Origin of the sequence: Lysinibacillus sp. HST-98, assembly GCF_016757845.1 — a bacterium.
In the GTDB taxonomy this organism is placed as follows: Bacteria; Bacillota; Bacilli; order Bacillales_A; family Planococcaceae; genus Lysinibacillus; species Lysinibacillus capsici.
The window spans coordinates 454259-475379 of record NZ_JAENHX010000001.1; the positions used below are offsets into that span (position 1 = coordinate 454259).

At 38.6% G+C, this 21121-nt stretch carries 20 protein-coding genes; 1 reads left to right on the plus strand and 19 read right to left on the minus strand.

Annotation, left to right across the window (positions count from 1 at the left end):
- Positions 1 to 91: 91 nt before the first annotated feature.
- The 4 genes from JIN86_RS02305 to JIN86_RS02320 form a co-directional block, all read right to left on the minus strand.
- Positions 92 to 1075, minus strand: coding sequence for an alpha-ketoacid dehydrogenase subunit beta (locus JIN86_RS02305; RefSeq protein ID WP_009370211.1), 984 nt, complete (start codon positions 1073 to 1075; stop codon positions 92 to 94).
- On the minus strand, positions 1075 to 2091 hold the full coding sequence (locus tag JIN86_RS02310) for a thiamine pyrophosphate-dependent dehydrogenase E1 component subunit alpha (RefSeq protein ID WP_004231196.1): 1017 nt from the start codon (positions 2089 to 2091) through the stop codon (positions 1075 to 1077). Before JIN86_RS02310 ends, JIN86_RS02305 begins: the two co-directional genes overlap by 1 nt.
- A gap of 86 nt (positions 2092 to 2177) precedes the next feature.
- Positions 2178 to 3605, minus strand: a complete 1428-nt coding sequence (gene lpdA, locus JIN86_RS02315; RefSeq protein WP_202341191.1) for a dihydrolipoyl dehydrogenase — start codon at positions 3603 to 3605, stop codon at positions 2178 to 2180.
- Between the two features lie 181 nt (positions 3606 to 3786).
- Entirely contained in the window at positions 3787 to 4881 is a 1095-nt protein-coding gene (locus JIN86_RS02320) for a Leu/Phe/Val dehydrogenase (protein WP_004231189.1), read from the minus strand.
- Positions 4882 to 5268: 387 nt separating this feature from the next.
- Between JIN86_RS02320 and JIN86_RS02325 the strand changes: the two genes are divergently transcribed.
- Positions 5269 to 5505, plus strand: coding sequence for a DUF2627 domain-containing protein (locus JIN86_RS02325; RefSeq protein WP_004231186.1), 237 nt, complete (start codon positions 5269 to 5271; stop codon positions 5503 to 5505).
- Positions 5506 to 5552: 47 nt separating this feature from the next.
- On the opposite strand, the gene JIN86_RS02330 is transcribed toward JIN86_RS02325, so the two are convergent.
- From JIN86_RS02330 to nusB, 15 genes are all read right to left on the minus strand, one after another.
- Positions 5553 to 6281 carry a glycerophosphodiester phosphodiesterase gene (locus JIN86_RS02330; RefSeq protein WP_202341192.1) on the minus strand — a complete coding sequence of 243 codons (729 nt, stop codon included), beginning with the start codon at positions 6279 to 6281 and terminating at the stop codon, positions 5553 to 5555.
- Positions 6274 to 7845 carry a flagellar assembly protein A gene (locus JIN86_RS02335; RefSeq protein WP_004231182.1) on the minus strand — a complete coding sequence of 524 codons (1572 nt, stop codon included), beginning with the start codon at positions 7843 to 7845 and terminating at the stop codon, positions 6274 to 6276. Before JIN86_RS02335 ends, JIN86_RS02330 begins: the two co-directional genes overlap by 8 nt.
- Positions 7846 to 8123: 278 nt before the next feature.
- Positions 8124 to 8303, minus strand: a complete 180-nt coding sequence (locus tag JIN86_RS02340; protein WP_202341193.1) for a hypothetical protein — start codon at positions 8301 to 8303, stop codon at positions 8124 to 8126.
- Between the two features lie 307 nt (positions 8304 to 8610).
- Positions 8611 to 9402, minus strand: coding sequence for a sporulation transcription factor Spo0A (gene spo0A, locus JIN86_RS02345; RefSeq protein WP_004231179.1), 792 nt, complete (start codon positions 9400 to 9402; stop codon positions 8611 to 8613).
- A 384-nt stretch (positions 9403 to 9786) separates the two neighbouring features.
- A complete protein-coding gene (locus JIN86_RS02350; RefSeq protein WP_009370207.1) occupies positions 9787 to 10734 on the minus strand; it encodes a SpoIVB peptidase S55 domain-containing protein in 948 nt (315 codons plus the stop codon).
- Positions 10735 to 10855: 121 nt separating this feature from the next.
- Entirely contained in the window at positions 10856 to 12547 is a 1692-nt protein-coding gene (gene recN, locus JIN86_RS02355) for a DNA repair protein RecN (protein ID WP_004231172.1), read from the minus strand.
- A gap of 33 nt (positions 12548 to 12580) precedes the next feature.
- Positions 12581 to 13030, minus strand: a complete 450-nt coding sequence (ahrC, locus tag JIN86_RS02360; protein ID WP_004231170.1) for a transcriptional regulator AhrC/ArgR — start codon at positions 13028 to 13030, stop codon at positions 12581 to 12583.
- A gap of 100 nt (positions 13031 to 13130) precedes the next feature.
- Positions 13131 to 13949: a TlyA family RNA methyltransferase gene (locus tag JIN86_RS02365; RefSeq protein WP_004231167.1), complete on the minus strand. Its 819-nt coding sequence runs from the start codon at positions 13947 to 13949 to the stop codon at positions 13131 to 13133.
- A complete protein-coding gene (gene dxs, locus JIN86_RS02370; protein ID WP_004231165.1) occupies positions 13949 to 15850 on the minus strand; it encodes a 1-deoxy-D-xylulose-5-phosphate synthase in 1902 nt (633 codons plus the stop codon). Before dxs ends, JIN86_RS02365 begins: the two co-directional genes overlap by 1 nt.
- 163 nt (positions 15851 to 16013) lie before the next feature.
- Positions 16014 to 16895, minus strand: coding sequence for a polyprenyl synthetase family protein (locus tag JIN86_RS02375; protein WP_004231163.1), 882 nt, complete (start codon positions 16893 to 16895; stop codon positions 16014 to 16016).
- A 3-nt stretch (positions 16896 to 16898) separates the two neighbouring features.
- Positions 16899 to 17132 (minus strand): exodeoxyribonuclease VII small subunit, encoded by a 234-nt coding sequence (locus JIN86_RS02380; protein ID WP_004231161.1) that lies wholly within the window; start codon positions 17130 to 17132, stop codon positions 16899 to 16901.
- The gene (xseA, locus tag JIN86_RS02385; RefSeq protein ID WP_004231159.1) at positions 17129 to 18487 is read right to left on the minus strand and encodes an exodeoxyribonuclease VII large subunit; all 1359 of its coding nucleotides are present in this window, start codon (positions 18485 to 18487) and stop codon (positions 17129 to 17131) included. Before xseA ends, JIN86_RS02380 begins: the two co-directional genes overlap by 4 nt.
- 230 nt (positions 18488 to 18717) lie before the next feature.
- Positions 18718 to 19533, minus strand: a complete 816-nt coding sequence (locus JIN86_RS02390; RefSeq protein WP_004231157.1) for an undecaprenyl-diphosphate phosphatase — start codon at positions 19531 to 19533, stop codon at positions 18718 to 18720.
- A 129-nt stretch (positions 19534 to 19662) separates the two neighbouring features.
- Positions 19663 to 20517, minus strand: a complete 855-nt coding sequence (gene folD, locus JIN86_RS02395; RefSeq protein ID WP_202341194.1) for a bifunctional methylenetetrahydrofolate dehydrogenase/methenyltetrahydrofolate cyclohydrolase FolD — start codon at positions 20515 to 20517, stop codon at positions 19663 to 19665.
- 31 nt (positions 20518 to 20548) lie between these two features.
- Positions 20549 to 20932, minus strand: a complete 384-nt coding sequence (gene nusB / locus JIN86_RS02400; RefSeq protein ID WP_004231146.1) for a transcription antitermination factor NusB — start codon at positions 20930 to 20932, stop codon at positions 20549 to 20551.
- Positions 20933 to 21121 lie beyond the last annotated feature (189 nt).

A 21121-nucleotide genomic window follows, 5' to 3' on the forward strand; every position in this document is an offset into this window, starting at 1 on the left:
TATAGACAGATTTTGACTTTCATATGGTAAAGTCAAAATCTGTTGTTCCGTCTGAGGCTTTTATATTTTCATTCAGCCTTGTTGTGATCTATTAGAACGCAGCAAGATCTCGCATAGCACGTTCCACTTTATCAGGATTAATCATAAAATATTTCTCCATCGTTGGTGCATATGGCATGGCTGGCACATCAGGTCCCGCTAGACGTTGAATTGGTGCATCAAGCTCAAATAAACAATGTTCCGCAATAATTGCAGCAACCTCACTCATGATACTACCTTCTTTATTATCCTCTGTGACAAGCAATACTTTACCTGTCTTACTTGCAGCCTCAATAATCGCTTCTTTATCCAGAGGGTAAACTGTACGCAAATCAAGGATATGAGCAGAAATACCATCCGCAGCTAAGCGTTCTGCCGCTTGTAAAGCAAAGTGGACTGCTAAACCATAGGTAATGACTGTCACGTCATCTCCTTCACGTTTTACATCTGCTTTACCAATTGGCAATGTGTAATCATCTAGTGGTACTTCCCCTTTAATTAAACGATAGGCACGTTTATGTTCGAAAAATAATACCGGATCTTCATCACGAATAGCAGCTTTCAGTAAACCTTTTGCATCATACGGTGTTGATGGAATGACAATTTTCAAACCAGGTGTACCAGCAAAAAGTGCTTCAACGGATTGTGAATGATAAAGTGCCCCATGAATACCTCCGCCAAAAGGTGCGCGGATGACCATTGGACAAGTCCAGTCATTATTAGAACGGTAACGTATTTTGGCTGCCTCTGAGACGATTTGATTGACAGCTGGCATAATAAAATCAGCAAATTGCATTTCAGCAATCGGACGCATACCGTACATCGCAGCACCGATACCTACACCGGCTATCGCACTTTCTGCAAGAGGTGTATCAAGCACGCGGTATTCACCAAATTGATCGTATAGTCCCGTAGTGGCTTTGAATACACCGCCTTTACGACCAACATCCTCACCTAAAATGAAAACTCGTTCGTCACGTTCCATCTCTTCTTTCATTGCCAATGTAATCGCATCAATATAAGACATTACTGCCATTACATGTCACCTCCGTCCACTGGTGCATAAACATATTTAAGTGCATGCTCTGGTTGTGCATATGGAGCCGCTTCAGCATAATCAGTTGCTTCATTTACTTCTGCCATAACACGCTCTTCGATTTCAGTACGTATCGCGTCAGTCATCACGCCAGCATCCATTAAATACTTTTCAAATAATACAATTGGATCCTTTGCTTTGCCTTCTGCAATATCTTCAGCCGTACGGTATTGACGGTCATCATCATCTGAAGAATGGGCTGTTAAACGATATGTTACCGTTTCGATTAAGCTTGGACCTTCCCCATTACGTGCACGATCTGCAGCCTCTTTTACCACTTTATATACTTGTAACGGATTTTTCCCATCCACGGTCACACCTGGCATTCCGTAGCCAATCCCACGATCAGATACTTTTGCACAGCCAAGTTGACGCTCTACTGGCACAGAAATCGCATATTGATTGTTTTCTACCATAATAATGACTGGTAGCTTATGCACACCTGCAAAGTTCGCTCCTTCATGGAAGTCTCCTTGGTTGGATGAACCTTCACCAAGCGTAACGAAAGAAACAAAATCTTCTTTTTGTAGACGTCCTGCAAGTGCAACGCCCACTGCGTGTGGAACTTGAGTCGTAACAGGTGATGAACCTGTTAAAATACGATTTTTCTTTTGACCAAAGTGGCCTGGCATTTGACGACCCCCAGAGTTTGGATCTTCTGCTTTAGCAAACGCAGATAGCATCAGTTCTCTTGGTGTCATACCAAAATGTAAAACAACACCCATATCACGATAATAAGGTGCAATATAATCCTTACTTTTATCCAGTGCAAAGGCTGCTCCAACCTGTGCCGCCTCCTGACCTTGACAGGAAATTACAAACGGAATTTTACCAGAACGGTTTAACAACCACATACGCTCATCTAGTCTTCTGGCCATTAACATTGTTTCGAACATAGCAAGCACATCTTCATTTGACAAACCTAAATCTTCATGTTTGATTTGAACATCTTGCATACGAACACCCCTTTCGTATTATAGAGAAATAACTATCTTATCCTATATCCCCACATTTGGATATGTTAGTTATGAAATTCAGAAAATTAAAAATGGATAGCGCGATCATCCACTGCTAGAGCAGATTCCACTAACACCTCATTTAAGGATGGATGTGGATGAATGGCCTGACTAATTTCCCATGGTGTTGCATCTAACACTTTTGCTAAGGATGCTTCACCAATTAAATCTGTTACATGAGGCCCTACCATATGAATACCCAAAATATCATCTGTTTCTTCATCAGCAATAATTTTGACAAAGCCTTCTGTCTCTCCATTTACTAATGCTTTACCAATGGCCTTAAACGGGAATTTACCAATCTTTAATGAAAATCCTTGTTCTTTAGCAGCACTTTCTGTTAATCCAATGCTAGCAACCTCTGGATAGGAATAGACACATTTCGGTACTTTTAGTGCATCCAATGTCTCGGTTTTCCCTGTTGCTATATGCTCAATAGCTGAAAGCCCCTCATGAGAAGCAACATGCGCTAATTGTAAGCCACCAATCACATCTCCTATGGCATACATATGAGACTCTTTCGTTTGATAGGAACCATTCACTTTAATAAAGCCATTTTCCACTTCAATTTCGGTATTTTCTAGACCAATACCTTGCGTATTCGCCTCGCGTCCTACACAAAGTAATAGTTTATCAGCCTCAAAAACTTCTTCTTTTTCATTCACTTTCGCAGAAATGAAAACGTTATCATTTTCAATTTTGAATGTATTTGTATCTACGCGAGCATTCGTAACAATACGAACGCCTCGTTTCTCAAGCTGTTTCGTCACTTCTTTAACGATGTCCGCATCTTCTGCTGGTAAAATGGATGGACCATATTCTATCACTGTTACATATACACCAAAATCGCATAGCATAGATGCCCACTCAATTCCAATAACACCACCACCAACGATTAGCAGTGACTTTGGTAAACTTTCTAACTGTAATGCGTGGTCTGAATTCAGCACATATTGCCCATCTATTGTTAACCCTGCCATACCACGAGGCTTTGAGCCCGTTGCAATGACAACATTCGTAGGCACAAGCATTTCATTTTCATCGCCATTGGACATTTCTACAGATATTGTACCTGGCATTGGTGAGAAAATAGATGGACCCAAGATTCGCCCTGTACCATGATAAACATCTATTTTGCCTTTTTTCATCAGTGTATTCACACCCTGACTTAATTGCTCAACGATTGCTTGCTTCCTAGCTTGTACTTTGTCAAATTGTAATGTCACACCTTCAATATCGACACCATATTCGCTAGCTGTTTTATTAGCCATACGATATACTTCGGCACTTCGGAGTAAGGCTTTACTTGGAATACAACCTTTATGCAAGCATGTACCCCCTAAACGCTCACGCTCTACAATGGCTGTTTTTAAGCCTAGCTGAGCAGCTCGGATGGCTGCAACATATCCACCTGTACCTCCACCTAAAATGACAACATCATAATTTTGAGCCATGTTTATTCCCCCTATTGAGAAAAGTGCTAAAGGATTCTATTAAACAATAACCAAGTGATTTTTTTAACAGTCAGTGCTTGCATTAGAAAAACTTTAGCTTTACTTCATTAAAACCTCAATTTCTTGTTGAAAATAGAAGAAGTCGACAATGCGACTTCTCTTCTTGTATCAACTGTGTAAATTAGCGACCGTGTAAAATATTTTTTTCATTTTTTAAAAATTGGCTGCGAGATTTTGCTACGCGAGCGATACGTTCCTCCGCTAAGCGGTTCGCTGCCACATATGTTGGAATGCCATCTCGTTTTGAAATAGCAAAGATTTTTTCAATACTATCATAAATGCCATCAACGCGTTTCATTGCACGTTCACGATTATAGCCATATAATTCATCCGCAACATTAATAACGCCACCAGCATTGATTACATAATCTGGTGCATAGACAATACCTAATTCATGTAGGTAGTCACCATGACGTGAATCTTTTAATTGGTTATTTGCAGATCCAGCGATCACTTTCGCTTTTAATTGCGGAATTGTTTCATCATTTAAAATTGCCCCTAATGCACAAGGTGAGAAGATATCTACTTCTTGCGCATAGATTTCATCTGGTGCCACTGCAATCGCGTCGAAATCATTAACAACTCGATCAATAGCTGCCTGATTGATATCTGTTACAACAAGTTTTGCCCCTTCATTATGTAAATACTCGCAAAGCTTGTAGGCTACATTTCCTAGACCCTGTACAGAAACTTTTAATCCTTCTAGTGAGTCTGAACCGAATGCTTCTTTTGCTGCTGCCTTCATACCACGGTAAACACCATAAGCTGTTACTGGAGATGGGTTACCTGAAGAACCGAATGCAGGAGAAATTCCTGTTACATAATTTGTTTCTTCATGGATTAAATCCATATCCAATACTGTTGTACCTACATCTTCAGCTGTAATATAGCGGCCATTTAATCCTTGGATGAAACGACCTAACGCACGGAACATCTCTTCATTTTTATCTTTAAATGGGTCACCAATAATGACCGTTTTTCCACCGCCAAGGTTTAAACCAGCTGCAGCATTTTTGTAAGTCATTCCTCGTGCTAAACGTAATGCATCTTCAATTGCATTTTCTTCCGACGCATACGTCCACATACGTGCTCCACCTAGTGCTGGTCCAAGTGTTGTATCATGGATAGCGATAACCGCTTTTAACCCTGATGCTTCATCTTGGCAAAATACCAATTGTTCGTAATCATACTTTTCCATATACTTGAAGATTTCCATGAAACTCGCCCCTTTGCTTTGGAAAGTGCATCCCCAAATGCCCATCCAATCAAGTTTTATCTAACAATCTAATCTTCATAGCGTCCTCACTCAGCAAATTCTGAGCTCCTATTTGGTAGTAGGTGTTTAGACCCTAATACTTACAGAAGAAATTGTTTAGTAATGGATAATATTGCTCCACTTATTTTTACAATACTGACAAATTCACAATTTCGCAACTATTATTACATATTCTTATTTAAGTAAGAATTTTCTAAAGATTCAGTTACAATTGCTACTTTCTGTCCTGCCATGTTTTTAGCTAAAAATATTATATTGGTTTATACCCTTCCTTGACATTCCCCCATCCACAGGTAAAATTAATCATAGGAATAAGGAGGGGTATACATGGCCCGTTTAGCTGCATTTATTGTAATGCTTATTCCAGGTCTTATGGCTGCAGGTGGCATTAAATTTATGCGTGATACATTATTTGGTAAGCTCATTTCACCATTCCCATTTTTATGGCTGCAATTTGTAGTTGGTGTTATTTTCTTCGTCATAGGCTTTGGGTTTTTCGCTGGATTTTTACTGCATCGCGATCGAAAAAACGGAAAAGTAGCACCACGCTTCCAAAAAAAATAAAAAAAGCTATCCAAATAAGTCATGCAAGACTTACTGGATAGCTCTTTTTATACCCGTTGCTGAGATGTGATGATTTTATCAGGATAATCCGTAATCCAACCAATAACAGAAGGGTGCGGATTGGTTAAAAATGGTTCTGTGCCATCAATAGCATAAAAACGACATGCTTTTTCACTTGTAACACAGGCCTCCAAATATCTTGGTTTGTAGTACCTTTTATGCATATGCACACTATCAGCCGCTTTATAATCAGCTAGAAGATCCCATTTTATTTTTTTCGTTGCAATAAGGGCCGTTTCAAATTCAGGTCTATGCTTTTTTACGATCTCTAAAAGCTCATAGTGAAAGGATGAAAAATGACTACCTTTTGGCAGAGCCAAGCCTCCAAGAAAATGAATTAGCCCACTCGTATTGTCCAAGATCGTTGATTTTAATTCAATATTCAACGGCATCTGCTGTATATTTGCCCATGCTAAAACTGCCTCAAACGCTGGCATTTTATAGGACGAAAATAGACGTCTCCAAGGCTTGCCAAGTTTAAAGCGCAGAAGCTCCTCCATCGTACAATCGCTCACCAATTTATTGGTGCCTACTAACCTCGATAATTGTGGATCATGATACACTACAGGTAATCCATCTTTTGAGAATTGAATATCTAGTTCAATCCCATCAGCACCTAGCTCTAATGCCTTTTCAAAAGCTTGAAAGGTATTCTCTAATGCATAAGCAGAAGCACCTCGATGTGCAAAAACAGGGATAAAAGCTGCCTTAGACATTTAACTCACCAAATTCTAGTAGGAATTTACCATTCGTCATTTTGCTTAATAAAGATGATTTTCTACCAATTTGAATATAAGTTCCAGGGTGGGCCTCTTTTGTCACAGTAATCTCTTCTTTCCCTACATGACGCATTTCATCCATTAATAGTTTTATTTCACGATCTAATGTAATCGCTTCAGCCTTTAATTTAGTTAAGGCTTGTTTTGTTACCTCAAATGACGCTGATTGTTCTTTGGACATTTGATTGAGAAAAGGTAATAAATTTTTCAGGCTATTCTCGTGTGCGGAAATCTCTGTTTGCAATTGTTTTAGCTGTGCTGCTTTTTCCTGCATCATGGTATTATTTTCTTGCTTATTAATACTTTCTATTATTAAATCTGTTCGACGCTCTAATCGGTTTCCTGAAATGGCCGTCACAATCGTATTTTTAGCTACTGCACGTCCCCCAATAATTTTCCCTTTTCGTTCATCCACATATATCGAATGAGCAGAAAGCTGGGATCCTAGTGCATAAAAACCAATATGAATACTATTAGCAGCAAATAAATTTGCTTCATTCACATGTTTAACAAATATATTGCCACCTGCTTCTACCACTGTTGAACCAAGCCCAAAGATGCCACCACGAATATATACATCACCCTCAATGGATTTAATAAGCTTAGCACCGCTTACACCCTCAGCCCCTTCAATGGAAATATCGCCAGTCGCAATAACTGTATAGCCATTTGTTACTGTACCTTTAATACTAAGTGAACCATTAAATTCAAGGTTTCCTGTTTCTACCCCAACATCACCATTTATAGGAAGATGCCTGTTTACACCAATCATGCCTTTGACATCATCTAAAACGCCAGCAATTTTCGAGCGAATGACGATTTTTCCGTCTTCTTCCACTTCATAGGCCGATTTTGTATCATATTTGATAGGATAATCTCGACCAGGTACAGCAGCAACTTCTTGACCTAGCACATTTTTCCCCGGTTTACCTAATGTAGCAGGGATCTTTTCACCTAGCCAAGAGCCTTCTGAAATTTCCGAAATAAAATTCATATCATAGTAATCCGCTTTACCGTCTTCACGAATGACCGGCTTTCTTTCGGGTTTAGGTAAATATGTAATTTGTGCATCTATTCCTGCTATAGGTTGCTCGCCTTGAGCAATTAAGAATGCTTTTCCTGGTTCAGCCTTCAATATATCAAAATCTAATATGCCGTGTATAATTCCATTTTCATTGAGTGTTTCTCGGATTTGTTGTGTTAATTTTTCTTTATTATTTTGAATATAATCATGCGTTTCATATATAAAAACAGAGGCTGACATCTTATCACGTGCCACTTCTGCTTCAATGTTCGGAAGCCAGCGTCCAATTTCAACAGGATTTGTATTCTGAGTTGATAACACATTTTTTAAAATTGAAAAATTAGATAATTTCAGTCGTGGATGACTACGTAGGATGCTATCAAATTCTTTTAATGGGAAACCTGCGCTAAAAGTAAGCATAAATACCTTGCCATTTTCCTCAGAAATTTCGAAGTTTTCATTTCGAACTAGAATCAAGCTACCTCCTCCTTCCCTCTATATGTAAGTATATACAATCCACTTACATTTGTTTAGAGACCATTGTCACTACCGAGAAAGAAAATAGTACCACTTAATCATTAAAATATAAGACAATATTTTATTTTTTCTAAAAAAATGTAGGTATTTAATTCTAATAAATTGTTTGTTTTTGAGTTTTTTTATTAAAATTACCGATAAATTCAAAGTAATTCCATCAGGCTGTTTTGAATAAATCATCTTCCAAGTACAGGTATCAGGGGGTGCTTTCCACTAAACTATAGGTCTTTATAGGTCTTTTTAGCTAATAATGTATTGATATTTCTTTCAATTTGGAAAGTAGATCCTAGTTGTATCAATTGCTGTCGATTCATATATTGTATACTTATTTTACCATCGAATACTAAACGCACCTCAAATAGCTCTTCTGTTATCTGTGTGATTTCAAGCGAATTCATTCCCTCTAATTGGAAATTTATACTTTTTATTGTGATCACCTACTTATAAGTTTATGAAAAGGTCTCAAATTATTCAACTTTAGAATATGACTTTAAATTCACTATTCATGTATATATCGTGTATTTTTAGCTGATTTAGACGTTCTTTTAACGGTTTCAATGTTAAAGATCAGCCACAGAAATTTCCACAGTATTTGTTCAAGTAACAAAAAAAGCGCCCCTTTAAACAATAAGATTTAAAAAGGCGCTATACTATGCGAAGTATAATTGCTGTATATGTTAATGATATATATCGGTACTAGCTAGACTAGCTAGCCATCATATCGATACGAATTTTATCTGCGATCATGGCGATGAATTCGCTATTTGTTGGTTTGGATTTCAAGTGATGGACTGTATAGCCAAACATTGAGGAAATGGATTCATAATTGCCACGATTCCAGGCTACCTCGATGGCGTGACGAATCGCACGTTCCACGCGGGAAGGTGTCGTATTAAATTTTTTAGCGATTTCTGGATATAAAATTTTTGTAACAGATCCTAATAATTCAATATCCTCAAAGACCATTTGAATGGCTTCACGCAAGTAGGAGTAGCCCTTAATATGTGCAGGTACACCGATTTCTTTGATGATGGCTGTAATCGTACTGTCTAATTGATGCTGATTTAATTTTTGAGGTACTGTTGGTTGTAATACGCTTGTCTTTTTCGGAAGTGTCGCCTTCTGTCCAGCACAATGTAAAATTTTTTGTACCAATTGGTCGAATTCAAAGGGCTTTAGCATGAAATAAGAAGCTCCTAAATCCACCGCCTGTTTCATGACATCCTCTTGGCCAAAAGCCGTTAGCATAATGACTTGAATTGATGACATTCTTTCATTTTGATACATGGACTCTAATACAGCTAAACCGTCAAGATGAGGCATTATTATATCTAGAAGTAAAATATCTGGTGTAAATTCCTCAAGCATTTGTAGACATACTTTTCCATTTGAAGCAGTTGCAATAATTTCTATTTCGGCATGTCCTTGAAAATACTGCTCCATTGTTTTTAATAACTCACGATTATCATCTGCAATCGCTACTTTTACCTTTGTCATTTCAATTCCTCCTTCTGGACTTGCTTTGAACACCTCAAAGCGATAACCTAAACCCCTAAATGCCGTTTTTGGCACACTGTGGAATTTTCGACATTTTTGTTTTAAAAACCTTTTCTATTTCCAAAAATGAGTATGTAGTCCGATACTTTCTTTTAATATCGACAAGTTACGCTAAATGACGCGACTTGTCGAATGCTCTTATAACTTATTTTAGATAAATTTAGTAGATAAAACTACAGTTTTTTTAAATATCATGCCTTCTTCAGGAAATTATCGGAAATACATGTTGGTTTCGATGAAATAAGGGTAAAAAATCCGTGTAGTTTCCCGCGGCTTTTGTCCTGCCTGGGGAAATTTAAACGGATTTTTACCTTTCATACCTTTTTATGAAGACCTTCTTAACATTTCCGCTACTGTTAGCGCTGCACCTTTTTTCGGCTCCTCCACAAACATATGTGTCACAGCACCGACAAAACGACCGTCTTGGATAATAGGACTGCCACTCATTCCCTGCAAAATACCACCTGTTTTTTCAATGAGCTTTTCGTCAGATACTATAAATTCAAGGCGTTCATTTTCCACTTTGGTAATTTCTATTGAAAAGGTTTCCACCTTACTGCCTTCAATGGCTGTATAGATTTCAGCTTTCCCCGTTTTTATATCTTTTTCATGCATAATTTCGATCGCTTTGGGTAATCTTTGTTGATAACCGTCTTCCCAGCGGCCAAAAATACCATAAATAGTATTTTTATCTATACTGCCTAGACGTTCTTGATGCTTTTCAATGGAGGAAATTTTATAGCCTGGTTGGCCTGGTGTGCTTTTTCGGATTTGCTGAATAGAAGCTAAAAAAATGGAGCCAGCTCTAAAAACAGGGGCTTCTTGTAGAGTTGAATCGACAATTTGATGACCTAGTGCACCGTAATTTTTTGTCTCTGGATCAATATAAGTCAGTGTTCCTACTCCATCTGTTTCATCTTTTAAAAAGGAAATGACATGCTCTGCTTCTTGGTTTTGTAATTCCAATGTGATTTGTTGACCTTCACTATTGATCGTCCATTTCTGTTGGCCATCTTTTGCCACAGCCTGCTTGGCATCAGCAAGGGATTTTACTGGTATATCATTTATTTTTTCTATAACTGCGCCTCCTTTCATCCACTGATTGGAAGCTAACAGTACATCGTGTGCGACAAATACATGTGACAATTGAAGTTGAATTCCAATTGCTTCGCCCATCGGTATAAGCTTTTTGGCGGCTAAAGCTTGTATAGGCATCACTAATAAAAAGATGAGCATAGGCAAAATGACTAATTGACGCCAATGACGATTCATACGACACCTCCTTTTCATTTTTGTCTTTTTACTATGTGTTGTTGTGACGTTCTTATAAGCGGTAAATATTTGTGCAAAATGAAAAAAGCCAGAAACAGCTGAAACTGTTTCTGGCTTTTGGTTAACGCATTTGTTTTTTTCGTTCATCTGCCATTTTTAAAAGCTCCGTGGCATGCTGTAGTGTCAAAGCTGTAATTTCAGTTCCAGACATCATACGGCTAACTTCCTCTATACGAGCATCTTGATCAATTTCTGATAAGGAAGTAAACGTTCGATCATGTTCGACTTCTTTTTTGATGAAGTAATGATGATCAGCCATCGCTGCAACTTGAGGTAAATGTGAAATACATAAAACTTGAGAATTAACAGAAATTGCGGCAATTTTCTCTGCAATCGCTTGCGCAACACGACCACTGACACCTGTATCCACCTCATCAAATATAATGGAAGTAATTCCATTGGAAGAAGAGAAAATGGTTTTCAACGCTAGCATCATTCGTGATAATTCTCCACCTGATGCAATTTTCGGTAAAGACTTTGGTGGCTCCCCAACGTTTGTGGAAATGTAGAAGATAATTTGATCTTTCCCATTGGCATCAAAATAGGGTAATTCATCGAAATTGACAATAAATTTTGCTTTTTCCATATGTAATTCACGTAGTTCTGCCATAATTGCTTCACTCAATTGTTGGGCTGCAGCTTTACGTACAGTTGAAAGTTCACTAGCCAGCTCATTGAGTACAGCTTCCATCTCTAACACACGTCGTTCTTTCACCTGCAAAATCTCATCACGATTCAACAGCTCATTTAACTCGTTTTTAATTTTTTCATAATAAGCCAAGATCTCTTCCACTGTCGAACCATATTTGCGTTTTAAAGTTTGCAACAACGCTAATCGCTGCTCAACCTCGTTTAAACGTGCAGGGTCAAATTCTAATTCATCTAACACATTTTTGACCTGATAGGCTGCATCCTGTAATGCATAAAACGCAGTTGTAACTGCCTCAGATGATTCTTTGAATTGCTCATCAACCGTTGCAGCATCTTCTAAAGCACCCATTGCCGTCCCGATCCAATCAAGCCCTTTTGTTTCACCCTGAATGGCTTCATAGGCTGCACTAGAGCGTTCAAAAATTTTATTAAAATTCATCAGACGACGGCGTTCGTCTAGAAGCTCGTCTTCCTCACCTAACTTTAAATTAGCTTCGTCCAACTCTTTCATTTGAAATTGATACAAATCGATACGTTGTGCCATCAACTGCTCATCAATGGATATAGAAGCTAAGTCTTTTTTGAGCAAACGGTATTCATCATATTGGGCACGATAGTTTTTTTGAATCGGCGACAGCTCTTCTTCTGCAAACTGATCAAGCAAATTAATGTGCTGCTTTTCATCCATTAGCTCTTGATTTTCATGTTGGCCATGAATATCAATGAGACTTGCCCCAATGTCTCTTAGTACCGATAAAGGCACAAGCTTACCATTCACTCGGCAAATACTTTTACCAGTATCATTCAAATCTCGACGTAAAATAATTGTATCTTCTTCTATTTCAATGCCTGCTTCTTCTAACTTTTTCAGAACAGGATGAACTGAACTCGAAATTTGAAATAAGCCACCCAATTCTGCTTTTCTTGCGCCATGACGAATAAATTCAGTGTTGCCTCGTCCACCTGCAAGTAAATGCACCGCATCAATGATAATGGATTTTCCGGCGCCTGTTTCCCCAGTGAGAACTGTTAAGCCTTCTAAAAAGCTGACAGTCAAATCCTCAATGATGGCAAAGTTTCGAATACTAAGCTCTCTTAACACAAATTGTCACCTCTAAATCAAATTAACCATTTTTTATAGCATGTCTAATAAACGATTTTTTGTATTTTCACGCTCATTTTCATTTCGACAAATAATTAAAATGGTATCATCTCCAGAAATTGTACCTAAAATTTCCGGCCAATCTAAATGGTCAAGTAGGGAAGCAATGGCATTCGCATTCCCAGGAAGAGCTTTCATGACTAAAAAATGTGATGCCCCATCAATACTTACAAAAGCATCCGCTAATGCACGATGTAATTTTTGGACTGGATTGAAACGTTGATCTGCGGGTAGGCTATATTTATAGCGCCCATCCTGTAATGGTACTTTTACTAAATGAAGCTCTTTTATATCTCGTGATACTGTAGCTTGTGTCACATTATAGCCTGCTTCTTTTAAAAAATCGACTAAATCATCTTGTGTTTCAATTTCATGATTGGCGATAATATCCCGAATCCGTATATGTCGTTGTCCTTTATTCAACGAAATCACCTCTTATAAATAATTGTATATGTGTATAATCACACTACCATTTTCAACAAAAAAGCACAAGAAAAAACACGGCTCTATAAGCGAGCACGTGTTATTTTAAAGAATTATGCGCTTCTTCAACGAGTGCATTAAAAGCTGTATATGCAGGTAGCACTTCTTGTCCAATAGGATTCACTAAATGGAATAAAAATTCAATATTCCCTTCTCCACCTGTGATTGGAGAGAACGAAGCATCTTTTACTACAAAACCAACCTCAGTTGCCATGGCAGCTGTTTTTTCCAAAACTTCTAAATGTACTTTTTTATCACGCACAATTCCTTTTTTACCTACTTTATCTTTCCCAGCTTCAAACTGAGGCTTCACCAAAGCCATAACATCCCCGCCTGGCAGCAATAATGTTTTTAATACTGGTAAAATCAGTGATAATGAAATAAAGCTAACATCGATTGTTGCAAAATCAGGTAAACCTTCTGATAAATCGGCTGCCGTTGTATAGCGAAAATTCGTTTTCTCCATTACTGTCACTCGTTCATCAGAGCGAATTTTCCATGCTAATTGGTTCGAACCAACATCTAGTGCATAGCAATGTCTTGCACCATGTTGTAAGGCACAATCTGTAAAGCCACCTGTAGAGGAGCCAATGTCAAGCATTAGCTTCCCTTCTACAGACATATCAAAAATTTGTAGCGCCTTTTCTAATTTAAGGCCTCCACGACTCACATATTTTAAATCTGAGCCCTTTACTTGTAGCGGTGCATCGACGGCAATTTTCTCGCCTGCCTTATCAATTCGTATTTCATTTGAAAAGACAAGGCCTGCCATAATGGACCGTTTTGCTTTTTCTCTTGTTTCACATAGTCCACGCTCTACAAGTAAAATATCTACTCGTTCTTTTGGTTGTTTTGTCATTATTTATTCAAACCCACTTGCTGTTTTTGTTGAAGTAATACGTGCATACGTGCAACCGTATCTTCTGCTGTCATATGAATTTCCGCGAGTAGCTGATCTACGTTGCCATGCTCAATATATTGATCTGGGATGCCCATTCGATCAACTAACGCATTTAAATAGCCGTGGTCATGAGCAAACTCTAATACACCACTACCAAACCCACCCTGTAGAACAGCTTCTTCAATTGTTAAAATCGGTTTTTGACTAGATAATATACGATGTAGCATATCCTCATCCATCGGTTTGATAAAGCGAGCATTGACCACTTCAATATCGATTCCTTGTTGCGCTAGCATTTCAGCAGCAGCCATTGCCATTGGAATCGTTGTTCCAAATGTCAAAATAGATGCGTCTTTGCCCTCACGTAAAACTTCCCAGCTACCAATTGGTAAAGCTATCAGCTCATCATCTAATGGCACACCCATTCCATTACCACGTGGATAACGAAGTGCAATTGGACCACCATCATAATCAATCGCTGTTTTTACCATATGTTGCCCTTCATTCTCATCCTTTGGCATCATGATGGTCATGTTTGGAATATGACGAAGGAAAGCAATATCAAATACACCTTGATGTGTTTCCCCATCTGCTCCCACTAAACCAGCCCGATCAATACCAATAAAGACATTTAAATTTGGGCGAGCAATATCATGCAATACTTGGTCATATGCACGTTGCAGGAACGTAGAATAAATCGCTAAAAATGGTTTCATCTTTTGCGTAGCTAATCCTGCAGCCATCGTTGCCGCATGTTGCTCCGCAATCCCTACATCGAAGAAACGATTTGGGAAGTCCTTTTGAATACCCTGTAGCTTTGAACCTACAGGCATGGCAGGTGTAATCGTTACCACTCGCTCATTTTCATGAGCAATTTTACGAACCGTCTCAGCAATTAAACTACTCCAAGCCGGTCCAGTAGTCTCAGACTTTACAAAGGCACCATTTTCAATTTTATAAGGACCTGTTCCATGCCAATTCCCAATTGTATCATCCTCGGCTGGCTTATAGCCCTTTCCTTTTTTCGTAATCACATGAACAAGGACTGGCCCTTTTACTTTTTTCGCATGTGATAATGTCATTTCAAGCGCTTCAAAATCATGTCCATCAATTGGACCAAGATATTTAAAACCTAGCTCCTCAAAAAACACTCCAGATACTACTAAATATTTTAAGCTATCCTTTACGCGTTCAACAGTAGAGGCAAGCTTTCCACCTAATACTGGAATCTTATTAATAAGTGACTCCAGCTCTTCTTTGGCTTTTGAGTACTCCTTGGCTGTACGTAGACGACCTAAAACATTGTGTAATGCACCAACATTTGGTGCAATCGACATTTCATTATCATTGAGGATGACAATCATATTTGTTTTTGCATGGCCAATATGATTTAAAGCCTCAAGTGCCATACCACCTGTTAAAGCCCCATCACCAATAATAGGAATAACAAAGTTGTTTTCTTTTTTTATATCACGTGCTGCTGCCATACCCATGGCTGCTGATAAAGATGTCGAGCTATGACCTGTTTCCCACTCATCATGTTCACTCTCCACGCGCTTTGGAAATCCACAAAGCCCTTTGAACTGACGTAGTGTGTCAAATTGACTCGCACGACCTGTTAAAATTTTATGCACGTAAGCTTGGTGGCCAACATCCCACAAAAACTTATCTTTAGGACTGTCAAACATTTTATGCAGCATCATCGTTAACTCAACTACGCCTAAATTCGGCCCGATATGCCCACCTGTGACAGAACATTTTTCGATTAAGAAGGTACGAATTTCTTGGGCAAGCTGCTCAAGCTCCTTCTTATTTAAGTTTTTTAAAAAGGATGGACTAGTTATTTTATTTAAATCCACCTTTCTCACACACCTTTTCAATAAAATATTCACCGCAATTGTGTTTCCACCATTATAGCAGTGTTATCAATATGCTAAAAGTACGAGCACTTCATTGTTTACATATTGCAAACGTTCCCACCTATTCTAGCATATTCTTTTCCTTCAACGCCTTGATTTTCTCTTAGTTTTTACGATGAACGATATAAGCAGCAAAGTCACGTAATAGGCTGACATCTATTGGTAATTGATCGAGTGCGTTAATGGCATGTTGATAATGCTCAGCAAGCTTTTCTTTCGCTCCTTCTAGGGTTAAGAGGGCTGGATAAGTGCTTTTATCACTAGCGACATCTTTTCCAGCTGTTTTTCCTAGTTCTTCAGTCGTTCCCTCAATATCTAAAATATCGTCTTGAATTTGGAAAGCTAAACCAATATGATGCGCATATTCTTTCAATGTAGCACGGTCTTGTGCTGATACATCTGCAAGTACGGCTCCCGCTTCAATACTAAAACGCAATAAAGCACCTGTTTTATTGACATGGACTTGTTCCAATTCAGCTAAATTAAGCTGACGTTGCTCCCCTTCCATATCTAGTACTTGACCACCAACCATGCCTTCTGCACCTGCTGCAATGCTTAGCAATTGGACAAGTTCAATACGCTTTTCAGCAGCGATATCCATGCGTGCTAAAATGCCAAATGCCAGTGTGTTTAATGCATCACCAGCAAGCGTAGCGAGCGCTTCTCCATAAACTTTATGATTTGTTGGCTTGCCTCTTCTGAAATCATCATTATCCATGCTTGGTAGATCATCATGGATTAAAGAATACGTGTGAATGATTTCAATGACCGAACCGACAATCAAACCGTCCTGAAGATTTTCACGGTAAAGCTCTAGTACCGCTAACACAAAAAGCGGACGAATTCGTTTACCCCCTGCCTTTAATGAATAAAGCATAGATTCCTTTAAATCTGCTGGTGCATCAATTTGTTCAACAAGCGAAAACATCGTCTCTTCAATTTGTGGTGTATTGCTTTCAATAAAGTACTTTAATGGCTCATTCATTTCCTAATTCTCTCCCTTTAGTGGATCAAATGCTGTTGTTTCACCAGTCTCTTGGACAATTGATACAAGCTGCTCCTCAGCATGTTGCAGCTTACTATGGCAAAACTTTGATAGCTCCATTCCTTGCTTGTATAAATCAATCGCATTTTCCAATGGCACATCACCCTGTTCTAACTGGCGAACGATTTCTTCTAGTGACGTCATGGCTTCTGCAAATGTTTGTTGTTTTTCAGTCACAACAATTCCCCCTCATTCTTTGGCAAGATATTCGTCACTTTAGCCACAACCTTTCCATCATGGAAGGTCAGTGTCAGTTGATCTTGCTTTTGCACCTCAGTGGATGATTTGATCATTTGCTGATCTTTATATGCTACTGTAAATCCTCTTGTTAGAATAGACAGTGGATTTAAAGCTTCTAATGTTCTAACGGTTGACTCAAATTGTTGTTGCTGTTTTGCCACATAATACGTTGTAGCACGTGATAATTGTTGGATCCGCGCTTCAAGCTCTCTCTGATGAAAAGCAAGTGCCTTTTTGGGTGAATGTTGCTCCACCGTACTATGTAATTGTTGAAGTTGGGTAGCTTTTTTCATCAAGCTCATTTGCATTGCTGCCTGTAATCCTGACTCAAGCTGTGCCAATCTTTCTGTAAAAGGTCGATAAAGTCTTTCCGGCATTGACAATGGATAAGACTGTTGGAGCTTATTTAGACGTTGTCGCTCTGCCATAAGTTGCGACCTAACCATTTGATGAAGCTGTGATTTCTGCGTAAGCACTCGTTGGTAGAGATCCGCTTGATCTGGCACAGCCATCTCAGCAGCAGCTGTTGGTGTAGGTGCACGTAAATCGGCGACATAATCGGCGATCGTTGTATCTGTTTCATGGCCAACCGCACTTATAATAGGGATTCGGCTTTCAAAAATAGCTCTTGCCACAATTTCTTCATTAAAAGCCCATAAATCCTCGATGGAGCCTCCTCCTCGCCCGACAATCAACACATCACAGCTTCCCTCTTGATTAGCCCGTTGAATATTTTGCACAATATTCGGTGCAGCCTGAGCTCCTTGTACAAGGGTTGGATAAATCAAAATTTCAGCAAGTGGGTAACGCCTCTTTAAGGTTGTACAAATATCCCGTATAGCTGCACCAGTTGTTGATGTGAGCACACCAATTTTTTCAGGAAATTTTGGTATCGGTTGTTTCCACTCAGGTTTAAAAAGACCTTCTTTTTGTAATTGCTCTTTTAATTGATTGAAGGCAACAAATAAGCTACCAATGCCGTCCGGTTGCATTTCCTGTACATATAGCTGATAGGTTCCATAGCCTTCGTAAACGTTTACATCCCCTCGGATAAATACTTGCATACCTTCCTTTGGTTCAAACGCTAATTTGGTAGCAGCTGTTTTAAACATCGTCGCAGCTATTCGGGCACCATCATCCTTTAATGTAAAGTAAATATGGCCAGATTGATGAATTTTCACATTCGATAATTCACCTTTTACATACACTTCACGTAAATGTGGATCTGCATCGAATTTTCGTTTAATATATTTTGTTAACGCCTTTACTGTTAAATAAGAAGCAGAGGACATGTTTTCGGCTCCTTTACTAAAATCAAGTTTTTCACAAAACTACAACTATCATAACATTTTTTGCAGTCGTTGACGTGCCAAAATGCAGTTTCGGTAGAAAAAATGACTGTCTTTCTTCTATCGAAAAACAACTATAACACATTCCTACACGTTCTCACTATTAGAAACCGTATATTATGACAAATAACAAACAAAGCCCCATAACTTCATACGTTATGAGACTTTATATTTTAATAAAATAGTAATAAAAGAGTTCCTACAATAAAACAATAATACGTAAAGTAGCTAAGTTTGCCACTTTTCATAATGCCCATAAACCAACGCATCGCAAAATAAGTCATAATGAGTGTTGCCAAGAAAGTGGCGGCATATGGAAGAGCTAAGGCACCTTTATTCGGCTCGTCTAAAAAATCTGTAATGCCAAGGACTACCCCACCCAAACTTACAGGAATATAAAGCATAAAGGAAAAACGTAAGGCTGTATCCTGCTTCATCCCTACTGCTATGGCGGAAATAATCGTAGCTCCTGAACGGCTAATGCCTGGCGTTAAAGCAACTGCTTGCCCCAGCCCTACAATGATGGCATCTTTAGCACGTAAATCTGCATCTTTCTTCTTGCCACGCATATTACGAATTAACCATAATGCAGTCCCTGTCACAAATAGCATGAGCGCAATCGTCGTCATACTTACGTTATCTGCAATCACATCACTTAATAACACCCCTAAAACGCCAGCAGGAATTGAACCGATGACAATATAGAGAGCAAAGCGAAAATCTGCGTTATACCGCTTTTCTCCAGTTTTCAAGTAAAGAAAAAAATGACTGATCAGACGAACAATATCCTTACGATAAATATACATAATAGCGAGTAACGAAGCTGTATTGGTTAAGATGGCAAAAGTAAAACCTTGTTCACCTAGTCCCAGCATTTCGCTAGCAATCATTACATGTCCACTCGACGATACAGGAATTGGCTCTGTAAAACCTTGGACAAGTCCAATAATGATATGCTTGACAATTAACATCATATCGATATTTTCCATAAAAACCTCCTCCTCAGTATGTATGTCCCAAACGTTACATTAGACGACCAAATCGAAGAAAAGTTCTGATTTTACACAACAAAAAAGTCACCTCACACAATGTTGAGATGACTTTCTTCAAAAGGTTTTTTATTTTGCAAGCGTATTTTCAGCTGCTTGCACTGTGTTGAATAGTAACATCGTGATGGTCATTGGTCCTACACCACCTGGTACAGGCGTAATATGAGACGCAATTCCATCTACTTCTGCAAAGTTTACGTCACCGCATAATTTATTGTTGTCATCGCGATTAATGCCTACATCAATAACAACAGCCCCTTCTTTCACGTGCTCTTTCGTAATAAAGTTTGCACGTCCAACTGCAGCAATTAAAATATCTGCTTGTTTTGTAAATGAAGGTAAATCTGGCGTTTTAGAGTGTGTATAGGTTACCGTTGCATCCTTTTGTAGAAGTAGTTGTCCCATTGGTTTACCAACGATATGACTACGACCTACGATTACAGCATGCTTTCCTGCGATTTCAATTCCTGAATACTCAAGAAGCTTCATCACGCCAAACGGTGTACAAGGTAAAAATGTTTCTTGGCCAAGCATCATTTTTCCAACGCTTACAGGTGAGAATCCATCGACATCCTTCTCGACAGCAATCGTTGCAATGACTGTATCCTCATCAATATGTTTTGGGAGTGGTAATTGAACTAAGATACCATGAATATCCTCACGTTGATTTAAAAGCTCAATTTGTGCTAGTAATTCCTCTTGCGTTGTCTTTTCTGGTAATTTAATGAGTTCTGAAAACATACCAATCGCTTCACAAGATTTTTGTTTATTTCTCACATATGTAGCTGATGCCTGGTTGTCTCCAACTAACACAACCGCTAAACCAGGTGTTAACCCTCGCTCTTTCAAACGAATGACACGCTCTGCTACAGCATTACGAATTTCTTGACCAATCTCTTTACCATTAATAATTGCACTTGACATAAACCTTCGTTACTCCTTCCAATTCAACACATTATTCTTGTTCTGTAAATTTAGAAAGTACACCATTGACGAATTTAGATGAACTATCATCGCCAAATGTTTTACATAACTCGATTGCTTCGTTTAGTACTACTCTTTTTGGTGTTTCTGGCATGTATAACAATTCATATACAGCTAAACGTAAAACCGTTCTTTCAATTTTGGGTAGACGGGCAAGTGACCACTTTTCAAGATGCTGTTCTAATGTAGCATCGATTTCCTCCAGATGTTCAGCTGTTCCATTCACGATCTTTTCGTAGAAGGCATTGGTAGGTTGACCTTTAATATGGCCCATTGCTTCTTCAACGGTTAGATCCGTATTGTCTAGCTGAAACAAAACTTGCAACGCTTTTTCGCGTGCTTCATGTCGTTTCATGTAAAGCTCTCCTTCTTAAGTGGCATTAAGGTTTATAATAGCATAAAATCACACGAGAAACACGATTTCAAGCAAGTTTTCAATAATCTGAACCTTTTTCAAGGAACTTTTTGTTTAAGCCCACTTCTCATGGAATAGTGGTACTCAAAAATGAATGTTTCCTGTTCGTAATGGTATAATAAAGAAAAA